Raw genomic sequence first — 19,971 nt, 5'->3', positions numbered from 1 at the left:
GTCCGGTCACCCCCGCCGCACGAAGGGCGGCGGGGGGTTTCCGGCGGAGCGCGGGCGTGGCACGCGCCCGCGCGGCCGGTCGTCGCCGGCCGGCATCCGCGACGACGTCCACCTCGGGCGCGCGGAGACGCCGTCGTGCCGGAGGCGCGCAGAGGAAGAATCATGCCGGAGGCGCGCAGAAGAAGAATCGTGCCGGAGGCGCGCAGAAGAAGAATCGTCCCCGAGGCGCGCGGAGAAATAACTGTGCCGGAGGCGCGCGAAGACGCCGCGCCGGACAGGCGCGCAGCAGAGCAGCGCGGCGGCGGTCGCGGCGGTGACCGTGGCCGCGGCGCCCGCGGGCACCCAGCCGAGCGCGACCGCGAGCCCGGCCGTCCCGGAGCCGGCCGAGACGCCGCACAGCGCGGGCGCCGCCGTCCGCGCAGGTCCGGCCGCTCGGCTCGCCCGCCGGGGCCGGCGGACGGCGTACGCCCCGGCCCCCACGATGGCGGCCAGCGCCGGGAGCAGCAGCCCTGCCGAGACCACGGCCGTGCCGCGCCCGGCCGTCAGTCCGGCGGCCGTGCAGGTCAGGACGGACCCGGCGAACAGCGAACCGGCCGGTCCGAGCCGGACCCTGCCCCGCGCCCTGCCGTACGGGAGGGCGCCGAGGCACGCCCCGGCCAGGGCGGCCGCGAGCACCGCGAGGGACGTGTCGCCCAGCACGAGCGCAGTCCCGGCGAGGAACGCGCCGGTGACGGCGGCGACCGCGGCCAGCGCGCCGCCGAGCCGGTCGAGCAGCCCGTACGCGTTGGTCATCGCGACGATCCACATCACGCTGACCGGGCCGTCCAGCCAGTCGCCCGTCAGCGTCACCTGGACGCCGCACAGCACGACCCCGCCCGCCGCCACCGTCTCCACCATGAGCCGCGTGACGAGCGACAGCGCGCCCACGTCGTCGATGAGCCCGAGCAGCGCCACCGCCGCGGCGGCCAGCAGGATCGCGCTCACCCACCGGTCCGGCGCGCCGCAAAGCGCCACCACGGCGCCCGCCGTGGCCACCGCCAGCGTCACGCCGGTCAGGTAGGGAACCGTGCGCCGCACCGGGCGCAGGCCGGCGGCGGCGAGCAGGCAGGCGACCGCTCCCGCGAGCGCGGGTGCCAGAGCCGGAAGCTGCGTCATCGGCTGCCCACCTCCGACCGCGTCGCGCCGCGCAGCGCCCGGTAGAGGGCCTCGGTGTCGGCCACCAGCCGGTCCACGCAGAACGCCCGCCCGGTCCACGTCCGGGCCGACTCGCCCATCCGCCGCGCCAGGCCCGGGTCCACCAGCAGCCGTACGACGTGGTCGGCCATCTCGTCCGGGTCGGGCTCGGTCAGGAACCCCGTGCGGCGGTCCATGACCACCTCGGGAACGCTGCCGACGCGCGTGGCCACCACCGGCAGGCCCGCCATGCCGGCCTCCACGAGCGCCAGCGGCGTGCCCTCGCTGTCGGAGGTGAGCAGCACCACGTCGGCCGCGGCGTACACGGTCTCGACGTCGCGCCGCCAGCCGAGCAGCCGGAAGGACTCCCACATCGGCATGACGGCCCGCTCCACCTCCTCCTTCAGCTCGCCGCTGCCGCAGACGAGGAACCGGGCGCCGGGCAGCCGGGCCAGGACCGCCCTGGCGACCTCCGCGAGCCGGTCGGGCCGTTTGGCCTTCTTCAGCCTGCCGACGTACGCCACGACCGGCGCGTCCAGCGGGACGCCCAGCGCGGCGCGGGCCCGGGCACGCTCGGGCAGCGGGGCGAGCCCGACGCCGGGCGGGATGACGACGTACTGTTCGGGCCGGCCGATCCCGGTCGCGAGGAGGTCGTCGCGCACCCGGGCGCCGACCGTGACGAGGCGGTCGGTCATCCTGGCCAGCCGGCGCTCGGTGCGGACGTAGACGGTCCGCCGCAGGCGGGAGAGCTGCCCGTCGAGGAGGTGACCGTGGTAGCTGTGCACCAGGGCCGCCCCGACCCCCGACAGCCGCATCGCGAGGCGGCCGAGCGCGCCCGCCTTGGTGGTCCTGGTGTGCACGATGTGTGGCCTGAACTCGCGCATCGCGTTCGTCAGCCGGAACAGGGCCCGGTAGTCGTCGGCCGGTTTGATCGCGCGGCCGAGGCCCGGCACCCGGTGGACCGGGATCGTCGCGTCGCGAAGCTGCAGGTGGTCGCCTTCGCCGCCGTCGACGTACCCGGTGTAGAGGCGGTGGTCGAACTCTACCGGGCTGAGCCGCTCGCACAACCCGGTGACCTGGGTGGCGGGACCGCTCACGTTCATCCGGGCGATTATCTCCATGACACGAATCCGGTCGTCCGGTTTCATGCTGGCTCCTCCCTGATCATGTCGGAGAAGCTAGTCCGCGGTCCCACCGCCGACGGGGTGCCCGGACGCCGCCGGAAGAGACTTTTCCCTATCCGTACCCAAGCCTTACAGCCGTCCCGTCCGCCAATCCCGGGGGCGGCGGCGGGGTCGCTCCTACAGTCGTAGCGTGGCGGAGAAGCTGGTGGTCGTGGGCCAGGGCCCGGCCGGGCTGCCCCTGGCGATGCGCGCCGTGGAGGCGGGGTTCCGCGTCGTCGGCCTCGACGAGGACGGGTGGCGGGTCAAGCGGCTGAACGCGGGGGAGCCGTGCGCCGAGGGCGTCGGCGCGGGCGTCGGCGCGGGCGCGCTGGCCGCCGCGCACGCCTCCGGCAGGTACGCGGCCAGCGCCGACGCGGCCGACGCCTCCGGGTTCGACGTCTGCGTGCTCACCCCGTCCGTGCGGATGCGGAACGGCGTGCCCGACCTCGGCCCGCTCGGCTCGGCCGCCCGCCGGATCGCCCCGTTCCTGCGGCCGGGGGCGACCGTGGTGCTGGAGGGCACCGCCTATCCCGGCACCACCGAGGAGTTCGTACGGCCGCTGCTCGAACAGGGGTCGGGGCTGCGCGCGGGGGACGACTTCCACCTCGGCCACAGCCCGCACCGGGCCGAGCCGGGCAACCCGCGCTGGCGGCTCGGCAACACGCCCAAGGTCGTCTCGGGCGTCGACGCGGCCTCGCTGCGGGCGGTGACCGACTTCTACGGCAGGCTGGTGCGGGAGACCGTCCCGGTCTCCTCGCCCCGGGTGTCGGAGCTGTGCGCGCTCATGGAAAGCGCCCGCGCGCAGGTCGGCGCGGCCCTGGCGAACGAGCTGTCGATTTTCGCCGCGCACCTCGGCGTCGACGTGTGGGAGGCGGTCGAGGCCGCCGCCACCACGCCCTTCGGGCACGCCGCCACCGCACCCTGCCCCGGGATCGAGGACCCCTGCCTGCCGCTCGACGTGGCGTACCTGCCGTGGGGGATCCGGCGCGGCGTCGGGCGGGGCTTCCGGCTGGTCGAGGCGGCCAACGACGTCAACGCGCACATGCCCGCCCACGTGGTCGACCGGCTCTGCCTCGCGCTGAACCGGAGGTGCCGCTCGATCAGGGGCAGCAGGATCCTGCTGCTGGGGCTGTCGCCGGTCGAGGTCGCCAAGACGCTGTGCCGGCTCGGGGCCCGGGTGCGGGCCGCGGATCCCCGCGCCGAGGACTGCGCGGACGATTTCGTCGTCCCCGCCGGGGTCGAGGTGGTCGAGCCGGACGCCGCGGAGCTGGCCAGGGCGGACGCGGTCGTCGTGCTCGGGGGGCAGGACTGCTACGACTACGACCTGGTCCAGCGGGCCAGCCGGTTCGTGTTCGACACCCGGGGCCGCTGCCGCGGCCCGAACGTCGAGCGGCTGTGACTCAGCGGTAGCGCAGCCTCGCCAGGCGGCCGACCAGGTTGAGCGGCAGGAGCCTGGCGAGCGCCGCGACCGCCTTGTAGCGGGCCGACGGTACGCTCACCCAGGCCCCGCGGGCGAGGTCGCGCATCGCGTCGGCGGCGACGCGGTCGGCCGACAGCCACGCGAAGGGCGGCAGCCCGGACATGTCGAGCTTGGCCCGGTCGTGGAACTCGGTACGCACGAACCCCGGGCACAGCGCCATCACCCGCACGCCGTGCCGGTTGACCATGTTGGCCGCCGAGGCGCTGTAGTTCACCACCCATGACTTCGTGGCGCTGTAGGTGCCGCCGGGGAGGAACGCCGCGACCGAGGCCACGTTGATCACCCCGCCCCGCCCCTTGGAGATCATGTACGGCAGGGCCGCCCGGGTCAGCCGCAGCACCGCCTCACAGTGCAGCCGCAGCATCCGGACCTCTTCCTCCACGGGGGTGTCCAGGAAGCCGCCGTGGTGCCCGAACCCGGCGTTGTTGACCAGGAGGTCGATGCCGGAGCGCAGCCGCTCCTCGGCCGCCGCCGTCCCCTCCTCGGTGGTCAGGTCCGCGCACAGCGGCTCGACCGGCACGCCGTACCGCTTGTGCAGGGCCTCGGCGGAGGCGGCGAGCCGCTCCTCGTCGCGGGCCACCAGGATCAGGGAGAATCCGTCGGCGGCCAGGCGGCGCGCGAAGGCGGCGCCGATCCCGGCGGTCGCGCCGGTGATGAGTGCGGTGGGCATGACGGCAGCGTACCCACCGCGGGAGGCCCCTCGTCCGGCCTCTCGTCCGGCCCCTCGTCCGGCCCCGGAACGGCGGTCACATCTCGACGGTGCGGCGGATGAGCTCCTCCACCTTCGCGCTGAGCCGGGCGGCGCGGGGCCACCCGGCGTACAGGGTGAGGAACACGACCGTCTCGCGCAGTTCGGCCGGGCTCAGCTCCCCCGAGCGCAGGGCGGTCTCGAGGTGCAGCTCGAGCATGTCGTCCATGTCCTGGCCGACGAGCAGGCCGAGCAGCAGCAACCGCCGTTCCCTGACCGTGAGGACCTGCCGGGACCACACCTCGGAGAACATGCGCTCCGCCGTCACTCCGAAGAAGCCGTCCGGCCCCTCGCCGGTGCCGTCCTCTTCGTAGACCTGCTTCATGTGCGCCAGCCCTCCCCACGGTGATTCCTGACGTCATGCATCCAGATGTCGTGTTCGAGGCAGTCAGGTGTTACATCGATCTGCTCATCCGGCCCCGGCCGATCTCACGGCGCGGGTCTTGTGTGCGTCATGTCCGGTGTGGAACGGGTGGGTCGTCGGGCCGGCCGGGGTCGTGGCTGTTCGATGTGCCGGAGCCAGCTTTCGCCGCTCGTCCTTTGGGTATCGGGATCAGAGGTGAGTCCGCGGCCGTCCATGACGTGCGTTCCGGGGGGCGTACTCGACGGGCCCAGGAAGTCGAGGAGGAGGCGCCCCGGGGCCGGGCGATGCCGGTGATGTGAGCGGCCTTCTGGTAACAGGAGGAGCCAAGATCCGAGAAAGATTCGGTCTAGTTTTCCGGCGCATCGCAGACTTACCGTTGAGAAGGACAGTTGGAAAACGGGCACTACTACCTCGTAGACCCGCAAAGCGGAGGTTGGGCCCTGGTGGAAAGACCGCGGGTAAGTACCGGGGTGGTGCGAACGGTCGTGGGGGCGGCGGTGGCCGCCTCTGTGCTGTCCGGCTGTGCCGGCCCCGATTACACCTACGTACGCGACGATACGGGCGGCACCTACTTCAAGGTTCCCGCGTCGTGGCGGCAAATCGACCAGAAGACGCTCGACGAGGAACTCTTCGGCGACACGGACTCCGCCACCGCGCAGGTGGTGAAACAGCTGGTGTGGACGGCGGCGTTCGACGCCTACGAGGAACCGTCCCTCCTGCATCTTGTCCGGGGCTCCGCGGGCACCGACGACAGACCTTTCGTGTTCGCGAAGGTGCAGAAGCTCAGCGAGGAAGAGCAGAACGCGGCGTCGCTCAATCTGCTGCGTGTCTCCCCTCCGATGCCGGTGCCGCTGACGGAGGACCAGCAGAAGGAGTTCGAGGCGAGCGGCCTGACGGGGTTCGAGCTGCTGGCCGATGAGGTGCTGCCCATCGCGGACGGCGTCCGCGGCATCCATACCGTCTACAACTACCGGGTGGGAAACGCGGTGCAGACGTTCGACAGGACCGCCTACCTGTCGGCCGACGGGACGACGGCATCCACCCTTCTCATCCGCTGCTCGCCCGCGTGCTACCGCCAGCGGGCCGCGGAGATCGGCACCGTCGTCAAGTCCTTCAAGGTCAAGCACCTCATCAACCCGTGAAGGAGCCCCTCATATGAGCACGGCCCTCCCACCGAAGCACCACGAGGGGCTTCGCGAGCCGGGGTCGGGTCCGGTGGACCGCGACCCTCTCACCAGGAAACGTCTGCCGCTGTGGGACCGGACGAAGTTCCTGATCCTGCTCGCCGTCGCGTTCGGCGTGCTGTTCTGGAACGAGATCGCGACGTACGAGGGCATCATCTCCCCGTATGACGCCGCCGTGATGACCGTCCGGAACGCGTCGTGGGTTCTGTGGCTGGCGGGCGTCGAGGTGCTCCGGCAGATCCACTTCCTCATCAGCGAGCGCTCGGCCGGCTACCACCGGTTCTGGACGCAGAAGATCTTCGGTGGCTGGAACCGCTGGTCCCACCGCAGGTTCACCGACTGGAACCGCTACCGCATCTCCCGCGCGATCAAGTGGGTCGTCTGGATCGCGGTCATCGCGCTGGTGCTGGGCAAGGTGCAGCAGGTCTCGCCGCTCGAGGCGCTGTACAGCGTGCCCGCCACCGTGTGGGGCTTCCTTCCCATGGTCCTGCAGCTCATGCTGATCATGGTGGTGGCCGTGGGGCAGTTCGTCGCCATCTTCTGGTTCCTGTCGCGGGGCGGCGTCGACGTCTACTACCCCGACGACATCAAGACGCGCTTCTCCGACGTCTGGGGCCAGGACCACGTGGTCGAGCGGGTCAAGGAGAACATCGTCTTCCTGGAGAAGCCGGACGAGATCGAGGCCAGGGGCGGTTACGTGCCCAGCGGCATCCTGCTGTGGGGCCCGCCCGGCACCGGCAAGACGCTGATGGCCGAGGCGGTCGCCGGCTCGACCGGCAAGCCGTACGTGTTCGTCGACCCGGGCGCGTTCATCAACATGTTCTTCGGCGTCGGCGTCCTCAAGGTCAAGTCGCTGTTCCGCAAGCTGCGCAAGCTGGCCCTGCGGTACGGCGGCGTCATCGTGTTCTTCGACGAGGCCGACTCGCTCGGCAACCGCGGCGCGCTGGCGCAGGGCGGACCCGGCGGCTGGGGCAGGTCGGTCCCGGCGCCGTTCGAGGACTCCGGCTGCAACGGCTTCGCCTACCTCGACCCGCACACCCGCACCGTGCTCGGCCGTCACGCCGCGGGCCCGGCCGCCGAGGCCGCACCGCCGCGGATGCCGCGCACCGGCGCCTTCGTCAATCGTGTGGTGTACGGCGCGGGCATGGGTGGCGGCGGTGGCGGCATGGGCACGCTGGAGGCGCTGCTCACCGAGATCTCCGGTCTGAAGAAGCCGCGCGGCTTCGTCAACCGCTACGTGCGCAGGCTGCTCGGCATGCGGCCCAAGCCGCCGCCGAAGTACCGCATCCTCATCATGATGGCCACCAACCTGCCCGAGGCCCTGGACGAGGCGCTGCTGCGGCCCGGTCGCATCGACCGCATCTACAAGGTCGGCTATCCCTCGAAGGCGGGCCGGATCCGCACCTACAAGGGCTACTTCGACAAGGTCAGCCACCAGCTCACCGACGAGCAGGTCGACAAACTCGCCACGATCACGCCGTACGCCACCGGTGCGACGATCAAGGACCTGGTCAACGAGTCGCTGATCACCGCGATCCGCGACGGACGGGAGACCATCACCTGGTCGGACGTCATGCGGGCCAAGCGGCTCAAGCAGCTCGGGCCGCCCGAGGACGTCGAGTACATCGAGCGTGAGCGGCACGCGGTCGCGGTGCACGAGGCCTGCCACGCGGTCGCCGCCTACCGCACCCGCCACCACCTGGAAATCGACCTGGCGACGATCGAGAAGGGCGCCGACTACCTCGGCATGGTGGCCAGCATCAAGCCGGAGGACCAGTTCACCCGGTGGAAGTCGGAGTACGAGGCCGACATCATGGTGTCGCTCGCCTCGCTGGCGGGAGAGCGGATGTTCTTCGGCGAGGACAACTCCTCCGGTGTCTCCGGCGACCTGCAGAGCGCGACCGCGATCACCGGGCTGATGGAGGCCCACTGGGGCATGGGCATCGGGGTGGCCTCGCTGCCGGCGCTGCAGGAGCTCGGATTGCGCGAGGGCAAGGCGGCCCAGCCGCAGCCGGGGGGCGGCGGCATCGGCTTCACCGGCACTCCGGCGGGCCGGCGCGACGAGATGGTGCCCGACATGCTCCCCGAGCGGATCGAGTTCAACCTCAGCCGGCTGCTGGAGAAGACGGCCGAGCTGCTGCGCGAGAACCGCCGCGAGGTGCTGTCGGTCGCGCACGCGCTGGAGCAGCACAAGACGCTGAACGGCGACGACGTGGTCGCGGTCATCGAGTGCAGGATGGGCCCGCTGATCGACGGCACCGTCTACACCTCCGACGAGTTCTACGAGGAGATCGAGACCTACCACACCGCCGCGGTGGCGGCCCACAAGGCGCACAGCGAGGTCCCGGTCGAGCTCCCGCTGCCCCGGACCCGGGTGATCGAGGCGTCGGTCGTGCCTGCGTCCTCGGGCGGCGCCGCGCCGGTGCTGGTCGCCCCGCCGCCGAACGGCCTGGCCGGCGGCAACGGGCACATCCCCGCGGTGCAACCGGTCGCGCCCGCGCAGCCGGACTTCGTGCCGTGGACCGGCTCGCCGCCACCGGTCGCCCCGGCTCCGCTGCTCGGACTGTCGGCGGCGAAGCCGTCCCGCACGTCGTACGGCGCGCTGTGGGCGGTCGTCGGCGTCGTCGTGGCGGTGGTGCTGCTCACGCTCCTGGGGGTGCTGCTCTTCGCCTCGCCGCGGGGCGCGGCCGGCGCCGCGGGCGCCGCTGTCGGGGGCGTGCCCGCGGGCACGGCCGTCCTGCTGGCCGTCGCGCTGGTCGCGGTGATCGGCGGCATCGCGGTCGCGGTCCTGCTGGTCCGCTCCCATCAGGCGGGGCGGCGGCGGGCCGAGGAGGCCAGAGACCAGGCGGCCGAACGAGCGCAGTTGCTCGCGGCGGCCATGGACCCCGAGGTCGCGATGCGGCTGCTGGGATACGACGGCAGGCGAGGACCGGAGGCCTGAGGCGTCTTCGCCATCCGGCCCTTCGATCCGATCCCCGGCGGGCGGCGTCCGCCGGGGATCGGCGTTTTCTCAGCGATCAGACTCATTAGAAACTTAATTAAGTTACTGATACAGTTTGTTCGTGCCTGAGATCAGCGAGCTGAGCATCGCCGCCCTGACCCGCGTGCTCGAAGACTTCACCCGGATGCACATCCGGCTGCCCGCGGGGCGGCGGCTGAGCTTCACGACCCTGTCCGTGCTCCACACACTGGCGGGCGACGGCCCCAAGCGGCTCACTGAACTCGCGGGCAGCGAACAGGTCACGCAGTCGGCGATCACCCAGATGGTGACCAAGCTGGAGCGCGAGGGCCTGGTCGAGCGTCACCCGGATCCGTCGGACGGCCGGGCGGTCCTCGTCCAGGTCACGGCCGCGGGCGCCGCGATCGTGGACGGACGGCGCGCCGAGCGCGTGGCCCGGCTCACCGACCTCGCCGACCGGCTCACGGAGCCGGAGCGGGCGGCCATCGCGCTGGCGCTGCCCGCGCTGGCCCGCATGGTCGAACTGCACTCCGGCGCGATCGGGGACCCGCCGATCGAACGGGGAGACGGCGAGGGCGACTCCGGCATGGACACACCGCGCGACAGTGCGAGGAGATGAACGATGCGCCCCACCATCACCCCGTCCGCCACACCCCGGCCGTTCCCGCTGGAGCCCGCGCCGATTCACGTGCCCGACGAGGTGCTCGCCGACCTGCGGCGGCGCCTGGAACTGACCCGCCTGCCCGACGACGCGGGCAACGACGACTGGCGCTACGGTGTGAACGCCGCCTACCTGCGGGAGCTCGTCGACTACTGGCGCGACGGGTACGACTGGCGGGCGGCCGAGGCCGCCATCAACGCCTACGAGCACTACCGCGTCGAGATCGAGGGCGTGCCGGTCCACTTCATGCGCAGGCCCGGCGCGGGTCCCGACCCCACGCCGCTCATTCTCACCCACGGCTGGCCCTGGACGTTCTGGCACTGGTCCAAGGTCGTCGATCCGCTGGCCGACCCCGGCGCGTACGGTGGCGACCCGGCCGAGGCGTTCGAGGTGATCGTGCCCTCGTTCCCCGGCTTCGGGTTCTCCACCCCGCTGCCGGACCATCCCGACATGAACTATTGGAAGGTCGCCGACCTCTGGCACACCCTGATGACCGAAACGCTCGGCTACGAGAGGTACGGCGCGGCGGGCTGCGACGTCGGCGCCCTGGTGACCGGGCAGCTCGGCCACAAGTACGCCGGCGAGCTGCACGCCATCCATATCGGGTCGGGCCAGAAGCTCACGTTGTTCAACGGCGACCGCGGCTGGGACCTCAGCGGCGGCAAGCCCATCCCGGAGGGCCTGCCCGCTGACGTCCACGCCCAGGTCGTCGCGATGGACAGGCGGTTCGCCGTCCACCTCGCCGTGCATGTGCTCGCCCCGAGCACGCTCGCCCACGGGCTGTCGGACTCACCCGCCGGGATGCTCGCCTGGGTGCTGGAGCGCTGGGTCAACTGGAGCGACAACGGCGGCGACGTCGAGACCGTCTTCACCAAGGACGACCTGCTCACGCACGCCATGATCTTCTGGGCGACCAACTCGATCGGCACCTCGATGCGGACCTACGCCAACAACAACCGCTACCCCTGGACGCCGTCCCACGACCGGCAGCCGGTCGTCGAGGCCCCCACCGGCCTCACCTTCGTCGGCTACGAGAACCCGCCCGGCGTGAGCACGGACGATCGGGTGCGGCACTTCCTCGATAGCGACCGCGCCAGCTGGTACAACCTCGTCAACCTCAACGCCCACGACCGCGGCGGTCACTTCATCCCCTGGGAGATCCCCGGCGAGTGGGTGGACGACCTGCGGCGCACCTTCCGTGGCCGGCGCTGACCCGTCCGTACGGCCATGACTGGGACCTGGGCGAACGGACTGTCCGGCAATACTTCTGGTTCGCGCACGACTTTGTCCTACCACATACGAAAGTCGTAGAAACTTGGATTTAACTTCTTCCAACTCATGACCAAAGAGGGTAACTTGGCGCCCACTTGAGGCCGTGAAAACCGTTTCGGCGGTGCTCGGCCCTGTCTTCCGTCATGGAGGCCGGCCCACCGCCCCCCAGTGGGCCGACCTCCATGACGCTTGAGTTGGAGGACTGTCCCCATGTCTCGTAAGCGACTGCTCGCTCTGGCGGCGCTGTCCGCGATCATCGCGCCGGTCTTCGCCGGCACCAGCGCGCTCGCGGCCCCCGCGGACCCCGAGTTCCGTGTGCTCGTCTTCGGCAAGACCACCGCCTTCCGGCACGACTCGATCCCCGCAGGTGAGGCGGCGATCCAGAAGCTCGGCCAGGAGAACGGCTTCGCGGTGGACGTGACGGAGGATGCGGCCCAGTTCACCGACGAGAACCTCGCCAAGTATCAGACCGTCGTCTTCATCTCCACGACCGGCGACCCGCTCGGTCAGCCCGAGCAGAAGGCGGCGTTCGAGCGCTACATCCAGCACGGCGGAGGCTTCGCCGGCGTTCACGCCGCCGGAGACTCGGGCTACAACTGGGCCTGGTACGGCGGCCTCGTCGGCGCCTACTTCCGCAACCACCCGGCGCAGCAGGACGCCACGGTGAAGATGGTGGGCCAGGGTGCGGCCTCCAACCGCGGGCTGCCGAACCGCTGGACCCGCTTCGACGAGTGGTACAACTACCGCACCAACCCGCGTGACGCCGGAGTGCGCGTGCTCGCCGAGCTCGACGAGAACTCCTACAACCCCGGCTCCGGCGCTATGGGCGACCACCCCATCGCCTGGTGTCACAACTACGACGGCGGGCGTTCCTGGTACACGGGCATGGGCCACACCAAGGAGGCCTACAGCGACCCGCTGTTCCTCAAGCACCTGCTGGGCGGAATCCGGATGACGGCCGGTGTGACGAACTTCCCCTGCGACCCCGACGGCGAGTGACCGCCCGCGAGGAACGCCCCACCGCGTGACGGGCGCCGGGATGCCGATCATCGGAGGCGCCCGAGCGAGGCGGATGACGGACGCGCTGTCCGGTGCCTGCACCGGACGGCGCGCCCACGCGTTCAGGACCGCGGGGCCGCCGGACGGCGAGCGGTCCTCCGGGTCAGAGCCGGAATCCCAGGTCGGGCGTGATCTCCGCCACGTCCATCTGGGCCTTCTGCAGGCGGCCCGAGTAGTCCCAGTTCATCGCCTGCCAGCGGGTGAACTGGTCGAGCACCCACATGCCGCTCTGCCTGCTGCCGTTGCCCGACTTGCCGTTCCCGCCGAACGGCAGGTGGGCCTCCGCGCCGGAGGTGGAGTTGTTGACGCTGACCATGCCGGCCGACACACCTTCGCGGAACCGGAACACGGCCTTCGGGTCGGAGGTGTAGATGGACGACGACAGGCCGTATCCGGGCCGGTTGGCCAGGTCGATCGCCTCGTCGAGGGCGGAGAACGTCGTCACGCCCACGATCGGGCCGAACGTCTCCTCCAGGAACAGCCGGTCGCCGGGACGGACGCCGTCCACCACCACGGGGTGGTAGTACAGGCCCTCGCCGTCCATCCGGCCGACCGGGCCCGGCAGCACGGTGTGGTGCGGCTGGATCCAGCCCAGGTACTCCTCGTAGCGCTCGGCGAACTTGTGGTCGAGCAGCGGGCCGTACAGGACGTCGCCGTTCGGGTCGCCGATCTTCGCGTCGCGCACGGCCACGGTGAACCGGCGCAGGAACTCGTCGTGGACGTCCTCGTGGACGATGACCGTGCCGAGTGAGGTGCACCGCTGACCGGCGGTGCCGAAGCCGGAGAACAGGGCGCCCTCGGCGGCGAGGTCGAGATCGGCGTCCGGCATGACGACCATCGGGTTCTTGCCGCCGAGCTCCAGGCAGGGCGACTGCAGGTGCCGCCCGCACAACTCGCCGACGGCCCGGCCGACCGCGCTCGACCCGGTGAAGCCGACCTTCTGCACGGTGCCCTCGCCGAGCGCGCGGTCGAGGCCCTCGTATGTCTGGCCGCCGTCGGCGAAGACGATGTTGAGCACGCCGTCGGGCAGCCCGGCGGCCGCGAACAGCCGGTAGAGCGCGTGCGCGGAGGCCGCGGCGTATTCGGCGGGCTTCCACACCACCGCGTTGCCGCACAGCAGCGCGGGGACCAGATACCACGAGGGGACCGCCACCGGGAAGTTGCCCGCCGTCACGACCGCCGCCACCCCGACCGGGACACGGAAGGTGAACAGGCTCTTGTCGGGCATCTCCGACGGCACGGTCTGCCCGTAGAGGCGGCGGCCCTCGCCGAGGAAGAAGTCGCAGGTGTCCACGATCTCGCGGACCTCGCCCAGCGCCTCGGCGTACGGCTTGCCGATCTCCTCGGTCACCAGCCGGGCCAGCGCCTCGGTGTTGGCCTCGACCAGGCGGCCGATCGAGGCGATCACCCGGCCGCGCACCGGGGCGGGGACGCGCGCCCACTCCCGCTGGGCCGCCGCCGCGGCGCGGCAGGCGCCGGCGAAGTCGTCCGCGCCGGCGAGCTGGACGGTCGCGACCGTCTCCGAGGGCCGCGCCGGGTTGACGGACTCGTACGGTGTGCCCGAAGAGAGCTCCTCACCCGCGACGACGGAAACGATCTGCAGAGCCACCGCTGACCTCCGGAATTGTTGCTGGCATCGGGCCTCGATTACACAGTATTTCCGTCCGGGGCGCCCGGCGACAGCCCCTCCTGGAGGGCGACCGCGGCGGCCTGGGTGCGGCTGGTCACCCCGAGCTTGGCCAGGATGTTCGAGACGTGCACGCTCACCGTCTTCTGCGAGATGAACAGCCGCTCGCCGATCTCCCGGTTGGCCAGACCGGCCGCGACGTGGGCCAGCACCTCCCGCTCGCGTGCGGTGAGCGCGGCCAGCCGTCTCGGCTCCCGTGCCGCCCCCGGCGGCTCACCGGTGGCGATCTCCCGCGCGTCGCCGTCGTGGGCGGCGGGGGAGGCCGCGGAGGTGCCGGCGGGGGTGGCCGCCGTCGGGTCGGGGAATCCGGCCCGTGTCCCGACCACCCTGAGCGTCTCAAGGAAGGGCCGGGCTCCCAGGGCGGCGGCGACGTGCACCGCGCGCTCCCACTCGGCGCGGGCCGCCGCGCGGTCGCCCGCCCGCAGCAGGCTCTCGGCCAGGCGCCACCGCGACCGGGCCTCCTCGTAGACGAAGCCGAAGCCGAAGGCCTCGGTGGCGCGCTGCCAGACCTCCGGCTCCGCCGTGCCGTTGGCGCGGTGCCACTCGGCCTCCGCCCGGGCCAGCCAGGCGATTCCTTCCGGCCCCAGCCGGCCGCGCGGGCCGTTCGGCCCGTTCTCCGCCGCCCACCGTGCCCGGCGCAGCAGGTCGTCGCAGGGCTCGCCGGGCCGGCCGAGGTCGGCCAGCGCCCACAGACCGGTGGCCGCGATGCGGATCACACTGGGATCGAACGGTTCGAGCACCGCGACGATCGCGTCGACGTGGTCGAGCGCGGTGTTCGGGTCGCCGCGCCACAGCGCCTGTTCGGCCGCCATGCCGCGGGCCATGTAGCCGATCAGGGCATCGGACCAGAAGCGGGACAGCCATCGCAGTCTCTCGTCGGCGCCGGGACGCCCCCGGCCCACCTCGACGAAGAGGGCGAACGACGACAGCTGGGCCTCGGCCCTGGTGCCGACCCGGACGCCGAACCCTCCGGCCAGCCGTTCCGCCGCGTCCCAGTCGCCGTCCGCGTAGTGCACCAGGTAGTTCAGGAAACGCAGGTCCGTGCCGAACGTGCTCCAGGTGAGCCCGGTCTCCCCGGCCAGCCGTACGCCGTCCTCGGTGATGCGGGCGGCCACCGCGAGGGCGCCGTTCTCGTAATGGATGCGGGCGAGGTTGAAGCGCGCCCGCAGGTCGATGGACAGATCGCCCGAGGGGCGGCGGGTGGCGCGCGTGAGCAGGTCGACGGCGTGCTCGACGCTGCTCCCGAACTCCTCCTCGATCAGGGCGAGCGAGACGAGGGCGCTGGCCTCCGCGTCGCGGGCGCCGGTCGCCTCCGCGACCTCCAGCGCCTTGGACGCCGTCGCCGCCGCCTCCTCGTCGTGGTACTGCCGGAAGAGCGCACGGGCGTGGGTGGCCAGGGCCCTGGCCAGCAGCGGGCTGTGGGGCGCGACGTCCACCGCCTCCCGGGCGGCCGCGACCCCCTCGGCCTCGTCGCCGCCCGCGTCCGCCAGATAGTAGGACAGGCGTTCGCCGGTCTCCGCGATCAGAACCGGGTCGTCGGTCTCGTGGCGCAGCCGCCGCACCTGTTCCGCCGCCCGGTGATAGTCGCCGGCCGCGGCCGCCGCCGCGGCCCCGGCCAGCGCGATCCTCGCCCGGCTCTCCCCGGCCAGCCGTTCGGCCTCCGGCACCTGGTCCCAGACCTCCAGCGCACGCCCGAAGTGCCGGTGTGCCTCCGCCGGCGCGCCGAGCCCGGCGGCCATCCGCCCGGCCTCCACCGACGCACGCAGGGCGCCCGGCAGGTCGTGCCCGGCGAGATGGTGATGGGCCAGCTCGGCGGGGGCGCCGCCGCGTCCGGCGAGCAGTGCGGCGAACGCGGTGTGCAGGCGGGTCCGCTCGCCAGGCAGAAGGTCGTCGTAGACGGCCTCCTGGAGGAGCGCGTGCCGGAACGTGTAGCCGTCGCTGCCCGCCGTGAGCAGTCGCTGCGAGACGATCTCGCGCAGCGCGTCCTCCAGCGGCAGGTCGCCGAGCCCGGTCGCGTCGCGCAGCAGGTCGTGACCGACCCGGCGGCCGGCCACCGCGGCGACCCGCAGCACCTGGCGGGCGGTGTCCGACAGGGTTTCCACCCGGGCGAGCAGCAGGTCGGCCAGCGTTCCCGGCAGCCGCGCCCGTTCCGCGCCGGCCGCCAGGAGCTCCTCCGCGAAGAACGGATTGCCACCGGCGCGCTCGATCACGGTCGTCAGGCCGCGTTCCGCCGCAGGTCCCGCCGGGCCCTCGCCGTACCGGCCGAGGACGGCGAGATACTCCGCCATCTCGTCGTCGCCGAGCGGCGGCAGCTCGACGGAGGTGACCAGCGGCAGCCGCCGCAGCTCGGCCAGCACCGGGCGCAGCGGATGGCGGCGGTGGAGGTCGTCCGTGCGGTAGGTGCCGACGAGGCACACCCGCTCGCGCTGCAGCATGCGGGTGAGGAAGACCAGCAGGTCGCGCGTCGAGCGGTCGGCCCAGTGCAGGTCCTCGAACACGAACAGGACCGGCTGCCGCCCGGCCACCTCCGACAGCATGTCGAGCACCGACCCGAACAGGCGCTGCTGGGCGAGCCCTCCGGTCGTCGCCTCCGCCGGGCCCGCCTCGTCGCCGGGCAGCAGCCGTCGCAGGGCGGGACGGGCCGTGACGGCCGGGCCGACCGGCCCGGCGGCATCGGCGGCGGCGCCGCGCAGGGCGTCCGCGAGCGGCAGATAGGGCAGGGCGTCGCCGAGCTCGGCGCACTGACCGGTGAGCGTCACGAAGCCCCGCCGCTGCGCGAGGTCGCACAGCTCGGTGACGATCCGCGTCTTGCCGATCCCCGCGTCGCCGCCCACGAGGGCGACCCCCGCGAGCCCGGCCGCGGCGGAGTCGAGCACGCCCAGGAGCCGGTCGAGCTCAGCGGAACGCCCGATCAGCACCCTTTGCGGCGTACGCGCAACCACGCAGGTGAGTATGACACGCGGCTCCGACAGAACCGCTCCCGCGACTTCCGGCCGCCTCGGCGCCGCATACCGCCGCTCGGGTTTCGAAGCGTAATTCGCAAAGCCGCTGAACTTTTCAGCGTCCGCCGAACCGGCGATGGGTGGCTCGAGCGCACCGCCATACCCATCCACCAGGCTAAATGCTTTCCCTCGTGCAATGCCGGATGAACTGTGCTTTTCAGGACCATTTCGGGTGGCGTTGACGGCGCCGCCAGGTCGCCCGATACTTTCGCTATTACGCCGATAGTTTCGGCGTCGTGTCGACGGGGAGGTGGCCCCTCGGCCGCCTCGGTCCACGGTGCTTGTCCCCCGTCACCCTTCTCGAGGAGGAAGCGCGCATGATCGACGCCCCCGCTCACTGGTCAGGCCGCAGACGCGGCCGCCTCAGGCTGCTCATCGTCCGGGTCTGCGCCGTGGCGCTGGCCGCGGCCGTGGCGATGCTGCCCGGCGTCGCCCACGCCGCCGTGACGACGAACCAGACGGGCACCAACAACGGCTACTTCTTCTCGTTCTGGACCGACAGCCAGGGCACGGTCTCCATGGACCTGGGGTCCGGCGGCAACTACAGCACCTCCTGGCGCAACACCGGCAACTTCGTGGCCGGCAAGGGCTGGAAGCCCGGCGGACGCAGGACCGTGACCTACTCGGGCAGTTTCAACCCCTCGGGCAACGCCTACCTGTCCCTGTACGGGTGGACCAGGAACCCGCTGGTGGAGTACTACATCGTCGACAACTGGGGCACCTACCGGCCCACCGGGACCTACAAGGGCACCGTCACCACCGACGGCGGCACCTACGACATCTACGAGACGACGCGTTACAACGCGCCCTCGATCGACGGCAACCAGACCTTCAACCAGTACTGGAGCGTCCGGCAGCAGAAGCGGACCGGCGGCAGCATCACCGTCGGCAACCACTTCGACGCCTGGGCCCGCTACGGCATGAACCTCGGCAGCCACGACTACCAGATCCTCGCCACCGAGGGCTACCAGAGCAGCGGCAACTCCAACATCACCATCGGTGGCTCCACCTCCACGGGCGGCCCCACCACCTCTCCGAGCAACCCGCCGTCCGGCGGCGGTGGCCAGCTCAAGAACAACGGCTCCGGCCGCTGCCTGGACGTTCCCAACGCGAGCACCAGCGACGGCACCCAAGTGCAGCTGTGGGACTGCAACGGTCAGAGCAACCAGCAGTGGGACTACACCTCCGCGCAGGAGCTGCGGGTCTACGGCAACAAGTGCCTGGACGCCGCCGGCACCGGCAACGGCGCCAAGGTCCAGATCTACAGCTGCTGGGGTGGCGACAACCAGAAGTGGCGCCTCAACTCGGACGGGACCATCGTCGGCGTCCAGTCGAACCTGTGCCTCGACGCCGTCGGACAGGGGACCAGCAACGGCACCCAGATCCAGCTCTACTCCTGCTGGGGCGGCAACAACCAGAAGTGGTCGCGGAGCTGACGCCCGGGGCCGCAATCCCCGCCTGCTGATCCTTTCCTTCTGGTGAGGGGGCTCCGGTGCGGCGGCATCCGCCGCACCGGAGCATTCCCCTGACGGGCCTTCCCGTGCCGATGCCCGTGAAGGACTGTGAGAACCGCGCACGCGGCGCCTTCCTTGTGCCGGGCCGGACTCATACCACGATGGACGCGGCAGGCGCCGATGAGGAACAACCCGCCGACTCGTGAGGGCACATACCGATGCGACTTGTTCGCGGTCACCTCGCCGGAGACACCGGCGCCTCCGGCCCCGCGCGCTGGGCGGTCCGCGGCGAGGAGGGCGATCGCCTGCTCCCCGAGGACTTCTCGCTCGGGGCGGCGCTCTCGTCCGGCCTCGGCCACTTCCGCCGGTCCCTCGGGGCGGCGACCGGTGAGGTCGTGACGCCGGCCTCGCTCGCGGCCCCCGTGGACCGCTGGACGGAGGTCTGGGCCGCCGGGGTCACCTACCGCAGATCACGGGAGGCGCGCAGAGAGGAGAGCCGCGCCCCCGACGTCTACGAGATGGTGTACGACGCTCCCCGCCCCGAGCTGTTCTTCAAGTCGCTCGGCTGGCGGGTGCGCGGGCACGGGCAGGCGATCGCCGTACGGCCCGACTCGTCCTGGAACGTCCCGGAGCCGGAGCTGGCCGTGGTCGTCTGCGCCAACGGGGAGATCGCCGGTTACACGATCTGCGACGACGTGAGCTCTCGTTCCATCGAGGGCGAGAACCCGCTGTACCTCCCGCAGGCGAAGGTCTACCTCGGCGCGACCGCGCTGGGGCCGGGCATCCGCCCCGCCTGGGAGGTCCCGGAGCCCTACGCTCTCGGCATCCGTCTCGGCATCTCCCGCGGCTCTCGGGAGATCTGGACGGGCTCGGCGAGCACCGAGTCGCTCCACCGGCGGATCGACGACCTCGTCGAGCACCTCCTGCGCGCCGACCGTTATCCGTACGGGGTGGTCCTGGCCACCGGCACCTGCCTGGTGCCGGAGTCGGACTTCACGCTGACGCCGGGCGACGAGGTGCGCATCGAGATCGACGGCCTGGGCCGTCTGGTCACCCCGGTGGGCACTGTCGCGGACGTCGGCCCCTGACCGTGGAGAGCCGGCCGGCTCGCGTTCGCCGGTGACGGGTGATCGCCGGGCTCATCTTCCTCAATGGCCGGTAGCGCCGTCGATCCGCTCGCGGAGCAGGTCGGCATGCCCGTTGTGGCGCGCGTATTCGGCGATCATGTTCACCAGGATGCGGCGCAGCGAGACCGGCTGCCCGCTGGCACGGTGGACGCCGGTCTCGTCCAGCGAGCGGGCGGCGGCGACGATCTCACCGGAGCGCTCGCACTCCGCCCGCCACACGACGAACGCCTCCTCGACGTCACCGCCCAGATCCCCGAAGTCCTGGTCGGGGTCGTCGTCGGAGTAGTAGAGGAGCGGGACGTCCTCACCGGCGAACTGGATGCGGAACCACCACCGCTCAACGGCCGCGAGGTGCCGGAGGATCCCGTGGAGGCTGAGCCCGGACGGCGGCACCCCCTTGTCCGACAGCCGATCCGCCGGGACTCCCGAGCACTTCAGCGCGAACGTCCCGCGGTGCCAGTCGAGGAAGGCCGTAAGGATCTCCCGCTCGTCGCCGACGAGGGGCGGGGTGGACCGGGAATCGCCGTCCCACTTCTTCGAGTAGTTCGCCTCGGGTATCTCGTTCACGGGACCGACCCTGCCAGACGGCACCGACACTTCCGCCCGGGCGCGGCCCACGGCCACGTGCGAGGCTAATT

Annotated in this window: 15 protein-coding genes; 8 read left to right on the top strand and 7 right to left on the bottom strand. The window is 71.8% G+C overall.

Annotation, left to right across the window (positions count from 1 at the left end; genetic code table 11):
* Positions 1-6: 6 nt before the first annotated feature.
* Positions 7-1,155 (bottom strand): hypothetical protein, encoded by a 1,149-nt coding sequence (locus tag ACIBK1_RS09555; RefSeq protein ID WP_396733718.1) that lies wholly within the window; start codon positions 1,153-1,155, stop codon positions 7-9.
* Entirely contained in the window at positions 1,152-2,321 is a 1,170-nt protein-coding gene (locus ACIBK1_RS09550) for a glycosyltransferase (protein ID WP_030505320.1), read from the bottom strand. The genes ACIBK1_RS09555 and ACIBK1_RS09550 overlap by 4 nt, the downstream gene beginning before the upstream one ends.
* A 166-nt stretch (positions 2,322-2,487) precedes the next feature.
* On the opposite strand from ACIBK1_RS09550, the gene ACIBK1_RS09545 reads away from it, so the two are divergent.
* Complete coding sequence (locus tag ACIBK1_RS09545) at positions 2,488-3,735, top strand: nucleotide sugar dehydrogenase (RefSeq protein ID WP_387069283.1); 1,248 nt, start codon at positions 2,488-2,490, stop codon at positions 3,733-3,735.
* A 1-nt stretch (position 3,736) separates the two neighbouring features.
* On the opposite strand, the gene ACIBK1_RS09540 is transcribed toward ACIBK1_RS09545, so the two are convergent.
* Both ACIBK1_RS09540 and ACIBK1_RS09535 read right to left on the bottom strand, forming a co-directional pair.
* Positions 3,737-4,486: an SDR family NAD(P)-dependent oxidoreductase gene (locus tag ACIBK1_RS09540; RefSeq protein WP_396733714.1), complete on the bottom strand. Its 750-nt coding sequence runs from the start codon at positions 4,484-4,486 to the stop codon at positions 3,737-3,739.
* A gap of 76 nt (positions 4,487-4,562) precedes the next feature.
* Entirely contained in the window at positions 4,563-4,889 is a 327-nt protein-coding gene (locus ACIBK1_RS09535; RefSeq protein WP_396733711.1) for a carboxymuconolactone decarboxylase family protein, read from the bottom strand.
* 512 nt (positions 4,890-5,401) lie between these two features.
* Between ACIBK1_RS09535 and ACIBK1_RS09530 the strand changes: the two genes are divergently transcribed.
* From ACIBK1_RS09530 to ACIBK1_RS09510, 5 genes are all read left to right on the top strand, one after another.
* Positions 5,402-6,070, top strand: coding sequence for a hypothetical protein (locus ACIBK1_RS09530; RefSeq protein WP_156080691.1), 669 nt, complete (start codon positions 5,402-5,404; stop codon positions 6,068-6,070).
* A gap of 13 nt (positions 6,071-6,083) precedes the next feature.
* Positions 6,084-9,053 (top strand): AAA family ATPase, encoded by a 2,970-nt coding sequence (locus tag ACIBK1_RS09525; protein WP_396733708.1) that lies wholly within the window; start codon positions 6,084-6,086, stop codon positions 9,051-9,053.
* 121 nt (positions 9,054-9,174) lie between these two features.
* Positions 9,175-9,690: a MarR family winged helix-turn-helix transcriptional regulator gene (locus tag ACIBK1_RS09520; protein WP_231513688.1), complete on the top strand. Its 516-nt coding sequence runs from the start codon at positions 9,175-9,177 to the stop codon at positions 9,688-9,690.
* Positions 9,691-9,693: 3 nt separating this feature from the next.
* On the top strand, positions 9,694-10,944 hold the full coding sequence (locus ACIBK1_RS09515) for an epoxide hydrolase family protein (protein WP_396733705.1): 1,251 nt from the start codon (positions 9,694-9,696) through the stop codon (positions 10,942-10,944).
* Positions 10,945-11,214: 270 nt separating this feature from the next.
* Positions 11,215-12,003, top strand: coding sequence for a ThuA domain-containing protein (locus ACIBK1_RS09510; RefSeq protein ID WP_063754522.1), 789 nt, complete (start codon positions 11,215-11,217; stop codon positions 12,001-12,003).
* Between the two features lie 163 nt (positions 12,004-12,166).
* Here ACIBK1_RS09510 and ACIBK1_RS09505 read toward each other — a convergent pair whose 3' ends face one another.
* Both ACIBK1_RS09505 and ACIBK1_RS09500 read right to left on the bottom strand, forming a co-directional pair.
* The gene (locus tag ACIBK1_RS09505; RefSeq protein WP_030505312.1) at positions 12,167-13,672 is read right to left on the bottom strand and encodes an aldehyde dehydrogenase family protein; all 1,506 of its coding nucleotides are present in this window, start codon (positions 13,670-13,672) and stop codon (positions 12,167-12,169) included.
* 38 nt (positions 13,673-13,710) lie between these two features.
* On the bottom strand, positions 13,711-16,692 hold the full coding sequence (locus ACIBK1_RS09500) for a helix-turn-helix transcriptional regulator (RefSeq protein WP_396733702.1): 2,982 nt from the start codon (positions 16,690-16,692) through the stop codon (positions 13,711-13,713).
* A 377-nt stretch (positions 16,693-17,069) separates the two neighbouring features.
* Here ACIBK1_RS09500 and ACIBK1_RS09495 point away from each other — a divergent pair, with 377 nt between their 5' ends.
* Both ACIBK1_RS09495 and ACIBK1_RS09490 read left to right on the top strand, forming a co-directional pair.
* Positions 17,070-18,188 (top strand): glycoside hydrolase family 11 protein, encoded by a 1,119-nt coding sequence (locus ACIBK1_RS09495; RefSeq protein ID WP_396733699.1) that lies wholly within the window; start codon positions 17,070-17,072, stop codon positions 18,186-18,188.
* Positions 18,189-18,424: 236 nt separating this feature from the next.
* Positions 18,425-19,294 carry a fumarylacetoacetate hydrolase family protein gene (locus ACIBK1_RS09490; RefSeq protein WP_051761127.1) on the top strand — a complete coding sequence of 290 codons (870 nt, stop codon included), beginning with the start codon at positions 18,425-18,427 and terminating at the stop codon, positions 19,292-19,294.
* A gap of 60 nt (positions 19,295-19,354) precedes the next feature.
* On the opposite strand, the gene ACIBK1_RS09485 is transcribed toward ACIBK1_RS09490, so the two are convergent.
* A complete protein-coding gene (locus ACIBK1_RS09485; RefSeq protein WP_030505308.1) occupies positions 19,355-19,900 on the bottom strand; it encodes a DinB family protein in 546 nt (181 codons plus the stop codon).
* Between the last annotated feature and the right edge of the window lie 71 nt (positions 19,901-19,971).

The sequence above is a fragment of the Microbispora rosea genome (genome assembly GCF_044460045.1).
Classification (GTDB): Bacteria; Actinomycetota; Actinomycetes; order Streptosporangiales; family Streptosporangiaceae; genus Microbispora; species Microbispora rosea.
Note: the sequence above shows the minus strand (reverse complement) of the source record. Positions and strands in the feature narration are given on the sequence as shown.